A 9,076-nucleotide genomic window follows, 5' to 3' on the forward strand; every position below is an offset into this window, starting at 1 on the left:
TGTCGCGCGCCATGGAAAACTGCCCCCTCGGCGCCATGAGGAATTGCCCCCCTCCTTGGATTAGCCGAGGAGAGAGCGAATGAAGCAGGAACGAATCACTAGAGGGTCGTCGTGGAGTGATCCACGGGGGCAGGTGATGAAGACGCCGGATGACGTGGCGGAGATGTTGCGCCTGAGGGCGTGCGGATGGGGGCTGAAGCGGATTGCGCGCCAGCTGGGCTGCAGCCATCACACGGTGAAGGATTATGTCGCGGCGGGCGGGTTGAAGCCGTTCAAGTCGCCCGAGCGGCTGAAGCGGCTCGACGGCCTTGAGGGTTGGCTGCGCGAGAGGTTCATTCGCCATCGCGGCAATGCGGACGTGGTGCGCCAGGACCTGTTGGCCGAGAAAGGCGTGACGGTCAGCCGGCGAACGCTGCAACGCGCGGTGCAGCCTTATCGTCAGGCGCTGAAGGCGGAGGCGCTGGCGACGACGCGGTTCGAGACGCCCCCTGGCCGGCAGCTGCAGATCGACTTCGGCGAGCGCCTGGTCGAGATCGGCGGCGCGAAGATCAAAGCATTCGTGTTCGTAGCGACGCTCGGGCATTCGCGGCGGGTACATGTGCGTGCGTTCCGGGCCGAGAAGCAGGAGCACTGGTTCGCTGGGCTCGAGAGCGCATTCACCACCTTCAGCGGTGTCCCGGAGGAAGTGCTGATGGACAACCCACGCGCGCTTGTGGTGCGCCACGACATAGGCAGCCGGTCGGTTCAGTTCAACGAGAGGCTGATCGCCTTCTCGAAGCACTGGGGCTTCCGTCCTCGCGCCTGCGCACCATATCGGGCACGCACGAAAGGCAAGACGGAGAATGGCGTCGGATACGTGAAGAAGAACGCGATCGCGGGTCATTCCTTCGCGAGTTGGGAGGCGTTTGAGGCACATCTCGCCAGGTGGGAGCGCGAGGTTGCAAACGTACGTATCCACGGCACGACCGGCGAGGCGCCCATCGTCCGCTTCGCGCGAGACGAAGCACACCGGTTAAAACCGCTCGGCGGGCAGCCCTCCTTCGGATCATTGCGCGAACTGACCCGAATCGTCGGCAACGATTGCGCCATCGAGATCGACACGAACAGCTACATTGACATCAATTTTGCCCGAAGCGCTACACGGCATTTCCGCGACCAGCACTATCTTGCTCGGAACCATATAGTCGGGCAGCACTGCCCGAAGATCGTTGCGGATCAGTTCGGCTGGACCTTCCATATGAGGGGCGTCCTCGTGCATGCCCTCATGCACGCGTTGGGCCTCGCTGATCCTCCCGAACACAGCTGTGTAGCAGGCATCCGCCGTCAATCCACATTCCGACAAGATGGCTCGAAGCCGGAGCGCTGAGGTGAGATCGTTGCCAGACTTTGAACTATATCCCGAAGACATCAGGCCGATGCGCTGCTCATTGTGTTGCAGCCGCTGCAGCATCCGGCCCATATCAATATACGCGTGCCATTTGCGGACATCCTGGCTGACCAAAGAGACCATTCCAGTCGCCCGCTGATAAGCACGCTGATTGATAGCGATCATATGGCGTTGTTCAATGATATGCGACGATATTGCCACGAGAGCCCCAGCCCGATAGACAAAATGTCCTTGCGAAAGCCCGTCAACGCGATCGCCATGACTTTGCAGATAGATGTCGAGCGGTAGTTCTACCTCTCGATCTTCGCGGGAGATGATGTCATAAGTGGCGAGATAGATGTGCCTCTCGTCACAGGAGAGCGAGAGCATCGCGTCCGGCTCGAAATGTCCGATACCGAGCCCGAGTCCAAAGCGAGGCAGGATAATGTCCAGTAGCCCTAGAATATGGCCGGTCTCAAGCTCCAAAACCTCGCGAATATTCTTCCTGTATATGGGTTCGATAGCCGAAGTGTTTCCAATAAAATGCAATCTCATCAAGGGCGAGCCCGACCTCCTCCTGAAGCCGGTTTGGAAGAGCTCATGCCGCAAAGGATGGTAATAATAATACCCGGATTCTAGTCCAGCCGTGCCCGAAAGCTCAAGGTAGACTTGCGTCGCGTAAAGTGCTCCTGGGGACGCGTATGCATATTTGGGCAGTAGCCGCTCGGCGCTCGAAAACGGACCGAGGTAGCGCATCAGGCGGCCGAGCATTTCAAGGTTCAACGATGTGAGCCCATCGGTTTCGGCTCCCGGCTGTTGTGGCAACGCAAACACGCTCGAAGGCGCGCCAGATATGATTCCAATCGGCCGACCCGTTGCCAACACTGCTTGCTACGTCCTGAGCGAGGAATTACGGGAGCTGAGGGATGGAGAAGTCGGTGAACTATATATTGGCGGAAAACAACTGGCGAAAGGATATCACAATCGAGAGGAGCTTAACTCTGAGCGGTTTATCTATTGGATCGACCCTTCAACCAATGTTCCGATGCGGCTATACAAGACAGGCGACCGGGTGCTCCGAAGCCAGGACGGTGTCCTCCATTTTCAGGTGTCGAGCGGACCGCCTGAAAGCGCCGGGCATAGCCGGCAACCAGCCCCCAGACGACGCCTGCCGACATGCCTGGGACAAACCGCGCCAGGAGCGTCAGACCGTAATTGCCGGAGATGGCGGTCAATGTATTGAAAGTTAAGAACATTGGCCTTTGGTCGCAAGACTTATCGCTTTTTCGAAGGCGGGGCAGTCACGCGGAACGATCTGCTGACTTTCCTCGCAGTGTTTGGAGCCTGGAAGCTCGATCGCCAAGCGCCAGTGACCTGCGTCATCCTGTGCGCGACCGCGCCATTCCGCAATCACATCAAGCTGATTTACTGGATTCCGGAGAGGACGGAGCCGGCCGTGCGATAGATCGTGCCATCGCCACTGGCACCCATCCGCGAAGGGGTCATCGATCCGATGTGCTGATCGTGCTTCTTGACCATGCGCAGCGCGATCGCGAGCGCATGGCTTTCGCTGTTTGCGCGGCAATGCTTCCGAAAACGCCAGCCGGTTCGAGAAGGCCATTCCGTGGCGCATCGCGCACAATCCTTGGATTTGACTTTTTATCCATAGGGCCGACGGCATCGCGCCTTCGAGCCGCCATAAAGAGCTCGAGAAGGAATGCGTTGTTGACCGTCTTGTGGGTGTAATGCAGCCGCGTCGGCATCCTTCATCAAGAGCTTCATGTATAGACGGCCCCGCGGATGCAAGGGATTTCAGCAGCACTTTGGCTACCGACCCCGATTGCGCCGCGGATTTGCGCCTTCGGACTTGAGACGAGCCGGTGAAGTGCTTTTCCGTGCGGCCCGCCGCGTTCATTCCGACCAAACACGAGCCAGGTTTTCGCCTTCCCACAGTTCCGAGCGTGGGACTTGTCCATCCTGTTGAACTCGTCCTCCCGGATGCTGAAACGACAATTTGCGGAGGATCGCTTTTGAGCGACCTATATGACTGCGCTCTGTACATCGTAGACGCGGTCCGCTGAGGGTGCGACCGTCGTCAATAAAGCAAGTTGCACCCTTAAGTGGAGTGTGGCAGCGTGCCCCTTTATCTTTCGTGGCGCGCCCGTACTAAATCCACGTCCCTTTATTGGTTATTGGCAATGAGGCGAGTTGCTCCTTGAGAGCACGGCATCAACGGGGGATCGGTCTCCTGCCTGCTTCGATCTTCCGCCGCTCCGCGCGGCGGTCTAAGCCCGGCAGACGCTCCACTTATCGACGGGGAGATTCTGTTCAGACAACCGGGACCAGCTCAATCTGAGAGCCGTGGCCGAGATAAGGCAAGCCCTGCTTGACCCAGTCGCTGTTGGCGTCATGGGCAAAAAAGACGCGGCGCATCTATCGCGAATTGGGCCTGCAATTGCGGACGGATCTTGCGCGCCATCCTCGCGCGCCAGGACGGTACGCATCCGGCGGGCGCCGTCTTGTCTGACACGCTGCAATTCGCCAAGCGTGTGACCTTAAGTCTAGCTTTAAGGTCATCAGGCGATGCGGGTCGAGGTTTTGGGCGGGCTGGAGCGTCGGCGGCGTTGGTCGCAGGATGACAAGGCACGGATTGTCGAGGAGACTTTGGCGCCGGGCGCAAAGGTGACAGCGGTTGCACGTCGCAACGGAGGACGGGAAGCAAACCGCGTCGGCTGGCCCGATGCGGCGCGACCGCCCATCCCTGCGCAGCACGGCCTCGCCGTTGATCTCGAGCACGGTCGGCAGGCCTTTCTTGAACTGCCAGCCGAATTCCCGATCGCGCGTTGCCCAGCCTGTACGCCGCAGGAAGGCCGCGACGGTTTCTCTTGGCCGCGGCTCGTCGCGGTCGACCTCGAGGCCAGGCATCACCAGATGCAGCACCGGCTGATTGCGCGGTGTCGCCGCGCCGCTAGCGACGAGCTCGCGGACGCTCCGGCGAGTTCGCCAGCGGCTTGGGCATTCGCTTCACAGATCCGTGCATGTCACCGGCTCGAAGAACATCAGCTTTTTCCAACCCACCTGGCGCAGCGCCAGAACGGTCTCGCAGGCCCGTTAGGCCGTCGCAAGGATCACCCGGCCCTCCTGGCGCAGCCGGACGCCGATCTGCGCGGGAAACCGCGCATGGGCCATCAGCACCAGCGCGCCTTCAGCGGCCATCACCAGACCGCCAGGACCCTCCGGCACCTGGCGCTAGCTGTGCGCTCCGGATGGCCGGCGAACTCCTCAAGCACCCCAGCGCCTGCTGAAAGCGGCCGGCACCGCGATTTGTGGCAACTCCCGGCCGAACAGCTCGCGTTGCACCTGACAGGCGAAGTCCCAGCAGTTGCGAGATTGCCAGGCCCACGGCTCGCCGATCAGGGGCGATAGGAATGACGAACGGTTAATCGACAAGGGCGTTGCCTTCCAAAGGGCTTGGCAGACCTGACGGTAGGTCAACTTATCGAGAAAGAGCGGACGTCGGTCGGCGTGACCGCCATGGGCGGCTTTGACCCACGGGCTGGGAGGAAAAGCCGACCTTCTTGTCGGACGCCCGCCACGAGAAGCCCGAGCGGGCAGCGCTGCGCGGCTTTGATGGACTTGTGTCGGGCGGGATCATTCTGGCGATGTCGGATCAGCAAGTCTAGCATCCAGAGGAGCCGTGCCCTGCGCCACGCCTGCACCCGAGGGAGACGCGTCAAGATCGCCGGCCGTTCAACGCTGATCCGCTTCTCGCTCGCTGCCATTCCCACTTGAGGTTGCGAGCCTGAGGGAGCCGACCCTTCAACCTACCGCTATAGGTAGGTGCGCTTTGCGCTTAGTGGCGCAGAGTAAGCTGGGGCAGTCTCAATATAGGATTGCACACATGGCAGCAGGTTGGATGATTTCAATTGGCTACATAGAAAGAGACCAACTTCGGCACCTAACGTACGTGGTCGCGGTGGCTAACGCCGTCGAAGCCATCAAGGCTTCACTGGATGTCGGCGCCGCCCGACTATCATCGGGTACCGGTCTCGGCGAGATGGCCTTGGCGAATTCTGAACTCAGTCTACAGCAACTGGATGATCTCGGCATGGTGAAAGGCGAGATTTGTTCCCTAAGGGACGACACGATCGCTCCTTGTCAAGTGATCGCGATTCATGGGAAGGGCACGACGAGAATGACACCGCCTGCGGTCGCGATGGGCTATGATCGGCACGGCGGGCCGGCTCGTCCGTAACTTCTACATACACAATGGCGACGATTCAGTCTTCGTTTGCGAACGCGGCTGAGTTCTAAGAGGCCGACCGGAAATTAAAGTTGGGTGATTTCAGCAGGTTGTGGCTCTTCGAGGTGTTCGAAGCCTTCGGAGAAGCAAATGACCTGGACCGAAATCACCCGCTGTCAGCATGACAGACGAGAGCTCCGCTATGCAAGCGATTGTACGGATGCGGAGTGGGCCTTGATCGAGCTGTTGATGCCAAGGCCGAGCAAGGTCGGACGACCGCGCAAGACCCGCACGCGATCGGTATGGGATGCGATCCAGTACATTGCGACGACGGGATGCCAATGGGCGCTTTTGCCAAAGGATTTTCCTCCCTTCACGACCGTCCAGTACTATTTTTATCGTCTGCGCGACAGCGGGGTGTTGGATTTGATCAATGAAGCCTTAGTTGAAATCGCGCGCGGGCTTGCTGGGCGGGAGCCGCAACCAACGGCGGCGATCATCGACAGTCAATCGGTCAAGACGACCGAGAGCGGAGGGCCACGTGGCTTTGATGCGGGCAAGAAGATCAAAGGTCGCAAGCGCCACATCGTCACCGATACACAAGGAAATTTGCTCAGCGCCATCGTGCACCCGGCCAACGTTCAGGATCGGGACGGCGCGCCGCGCCGTCGTCACTTTGGCGTGTGCGAGCTACCCGACTATTGCACGCTTGTTTGCTGACGGCGGCTACACCGGCCAAAAGCTTGAAAACGCGCTCCGGAAAATCGACGGGCCCACGATTGAAATTGTAAAACGCCCGGATGACGCAAAAGGCTTCGTTATTGTTGCCCGACGCTGGGTCGTTGAACGCACGTTGGCATGGCTCAACCGCTGCCGACGTCTCGCCAAGGATTGGGAGGCCTCCGTCAACTCGGCTGAAGCATGGCTCCTTATTGCGTCAACCCGACAACTGGTGCGCCGCATCGCCAGATCGGCCAACTCAAGTCATGAATTTTGAGTCAGACTCTTAACGGAGGGATACGCCGCGCCAGCCGTCGCGGCCTGCGGAAACCGAGGCGGCCCTGATTATCGCAGCCCGAGTGGCAAATGCGTCGGCTGGGCGAGATGGGCCGTGTGTGCGGTTCGCCGCCAACGACACGATGTAAAGGAATGCAGATGAGGCGCTGGTCATGGCAAAAAAGATCGAGGATCTGCGCAAACCATCGACAAAGTAGCCAGTGGCGACTCAATCGCCACTTAGCGCGACGGCTGGGCGCGACCAACGTCCAATGATGATTTGGTAAAGAAGCAATTGCCCAAACGGGGCGGCGCGCCAATGGTTCGCTTAGTATCCGTCGCCGCCCCGCGCAGGCGATTGCGGACCTATGGACTGCCCACTACCCATTCGGGTAGGTGACAATCCACGTCCGCGATGTTCATCGTGACCGCATCGTTACGTCGAGCGCCGCCGCACGGAGATACAATGGCCGTCTATGCAGTGAGCTTCAAGATCGAGGGTGATGCCGCCAGTGGCGAGCGCCGCGACGATTTTGTTAAGCAGGTCAAAGAAGGGGGCGAATACTGTTGGGATGAAACGGCGGCATTCGTCATAGTCGCCGCCCCGGAGGCGACGATAGAGGCCTTCTGCAAGCGCCTCGACAAATCGAGCTTCGATGAGACAAAGGACCGTTACTTTGTTTATCACCCAGAATCTGGACGAGCTCGGATCAGGGGAAGGTTCAAGGACATGCGCTCATTGAGCCTGCTAATGCCGGGATTGGAATAGCTGTGAAAAGCTGCCCGTCTGTAGCGCTAATCCATGAACTACGCACGTCGCTGCCAGTAGCTCTTCCACACATGCGAGACCGGACGCTGCAATACCAATCCGCGGAGGTGCTGACTCACGGCGGGCATTCCCAAATCAGAGGATCGATGATTAAACATGGCAACTGGAGGGAGTTGCCATGGGCCAACCGATTGCGGTTCGAACCGATTTTGCAGCGGTAGAGGTGCGCCGCCTCGCGCGGCGGGCGAAGGACAGCGATCAGGTCCGGCGCCTTCTGGCGATCGCTGCGGTGCTCGATGGCGCATCGCGGGCGGAGGCCGCCAAGGTCGGCGGGATGGACCGGCAGACACTTCGCGACTGGGTGATCCGGTTCAACGAGCAAGGGCCTGATGGTCTGATCAATGTTCCGGCGCCAGGTGCGCCGGCGAAGCTCAACACGGAGCACCGGGCGTTTCTGGCGCGGATCGTGGACGAAGGGCCGACCCCGCTCATCCATGGCGTGGTGCGCTGGCGGGCCTGTGACCTGATCATGCGGCTGTATGAGGAGTTCGGCATCTCGGTGTCAGACGATACGGTCTATCGAGCCCTCAAGGACCTCGGCTTCTCACACGTCAGCGCGCGGCCGAGAGCGTACAAGCAGGATGGCGAGGCGATCGAGGCATTTAAAAAAATTCTACGCTCGCGTGGAGGAAATCCGCAGCAGCCTTGCGCCGGACACGCCGGTAGAAGTGTGGTTCCAGGACGAGATACGGGTGGGGCAGAAGAACAAGCTCACCTATCGCTGGGCTAGAAGGGGATCGCGGCCGCGGGCCGCTCACGACCAGCGCACGCAATCGACCTACCTGTTCGGTGCCGTGTGCCCGGAGCTCGGAACCGGCGCGGCACTGGTTCTGCCCTTCTGCAACAGCGAGGCCATGCAGCTTCATCTCAACGAAATCGCACGCAAGGTCAGCCCTGGCGCCCTCGCCATCGTCATCCTTGTGGCACGGAGCGAAGGAGCTGAAGATTCCGCACAACATCTCGCTGATGCCGTTGCCGCCGCGTTCGCCCGAGCTGAACAGCCAGGAGAATATCTGGCAGTTCATGCGCCAAAATTGGCTGTCAAACCGCGTCTTCCAATCCTATGACGACGTCGTCGATCACTGCTGTTACGCTTTGAACACTCTCATCGATCAGCCATGGAAGATCATGTCAATCGCGCTCCGCGATTGGGCCTACATCGGTCGATCAATTTGAGGATTGGTATACCCCCCCACACCGCAGCCATTGTTCTCGCGCAAGCCATCTCTCTGGCATAGGCCGAAAGATACGGACCGGCGACATGATGGTGGGTGCGGATCTCGGCGCGCTGCAGCCGAGAGAAAAACGAATCAGCCTGATTGGTGCAGGCCTCGCCACTCGAATACGCTTCACCATGATTGATCCGCTTCGCCAGGAAGCGTGCATGAAGCGCATCCCCGATGCGTGGCCTCGTCGGCATAGATGACGCTGCAGTCAGCTTCGATCGCGCGTTTCTCCACCGGAGTCATACGGAATGGCGTTTCTAAACTCTATCCGTTATTTGACCCCATCAAATGGGCCAGGGTTTGTTCTCCCCCCTGGTGCTTGGTGCCAACGCCGTCCGCATGTATTTTAAGCGGGCGGCGTTGTGCCGTTTGTAGGCACACTACCAACGCTGGCATGGCAGCGACTCGCGCTGTTT

General features: G+C 59.7%; 6 protein-coding genes and 3 pseudogenes. 7 read left to right on the forward strand and 2 right to left on the reverse strand.

What is annotated here, in order from left to right:
• The first annotated feature begins 136 nt into the window (after positions 1–136).
• The 3 genes and pseudogenes from istA to ALC15_RS47015 all read left to right on the forward strand — a co-directional run.
• The gene (istA, locus tag ALC15_RS40370; RefSeq protein ID WP_244486490.1) at positions 137–1,366 is read left to right on the forward strand and encodes an IS21 family transposase; all 1,230 of its coding nucleotides are present in this window, start codon (positions 137–139) and stop codon (positions 1,364–1,366) included.
• Between the two features lie 787 nt (positions 1,367–2,153).
• Complete coding sequence (locus tag ALC15_RS48110) at positions 2,154–2,609, forward strand: AMP-binding protein (protein ID WP_430649231.1); 456 nt, start codon at positions 2,154–2,156, stop codon at positions 2,607–2,609.
• Between the two features lie 1,340 nt (positions 2,610–3,949).
• Positions 3,950–4,036 (forward strand): annotated as a pseudogene (locus tag ALC15_RS47015) (hypothetical protein); the annotation flags it as partial.
• A gap of 441 nt (positions 4,037–4,477) precedes the next feature.
• Here the strand turns inward: ALC15_RS47015 and ALC15_RS47425 are convergent.
• Positions 4,478–4,609 carry a hypothetical protein gene (locus ALC15_RS47425; protein WP_283806343.1) on the reverse strand — a complete coding sequence of 44 codons (132 nt, stop codon included), beginning with the start codon at positions 4,607–4,609 and terminating at the stop codon, positions 4,478–4,480.
• A gap of 658 nt (positions 4,610–5,267) precedes the next feature.
• Here ALC15_RS47425 and ALC15_RS44425 point away from each other — a divergent pair.
• The 4 genes and pseudogenes from ALC15_RS44425 (at position 5,268) to ALC15_RS42885 (ending at position 8,610) form a co-directional block, all read left to right on the forward strand.
• On the forward strand, positions 5,268–5,621 hold the full coding sequence (locus ALC15_RS44425) for a hypothetical protein (RefSeq protein ID WP_157860998.1): 354 nt from the start codon (positions 5,268–5,270) through the stop codon (positions 5,619–5,621).
• A 138-nt stretch (positions 5,622–5,759) separates the two neighbouring features.
• A protein-coding gene (locus ALC15_RS40385; RefSeq protein WP_094194438.1) for an IS5 family transposase occupies positions 5,760–6,606 on the forward strand; the annotation gives its coding sequence in 2 pieces (ribosomal slippage) (positions 5,760–6,272 and positions 6,274–6,606; 846 coding nt in all).
• Positions 6,607–7,071: 465 nt separating this feature from the next.
• On the forward strand, positions 7,072–7,374 hold the full coding sequence (locus tag ALC15_RS40390; protein WP_050632075.1) for a hypothetical protein: 303 nt from the start codon (positions 7,072–7,074) through the stop codon (positions 7,372–7,374).
• Between the two features lie 178 nt (positions 7,375–7,552).
• Positions 7,553–8,610: pseudogene (locus tag ALC15_RS42885) on the forward strand (IS630 family transposase).
• Here the strand turns inward: ALC15_RS42885 and ALC15_RS42890 are convergent.
• Positions 8,561–8,864: pseudogene (locus tag ALC15_RS42890) on the reverse strand (transposase); the annotation flags it as partial. The pseudogenes ALC15_RS42885 and ALC15_RS42890 sit on opposite strands and share 50 nt — an antisense overlap.
• Positions 8,865–9,076 lie beyond the last annotated feature (212 nt).

The sequence above is a fragment of the Bradyrhizobium viridifuturi genome (assembly GCF_001238275.1).
GTDB lineage: Bacteria > Pseudomonadota > Alphaproteobacteria > Rhizobiales > Xanthobacteraceae > Bradyrhizobium > Bradyrhizobium viridifuturi.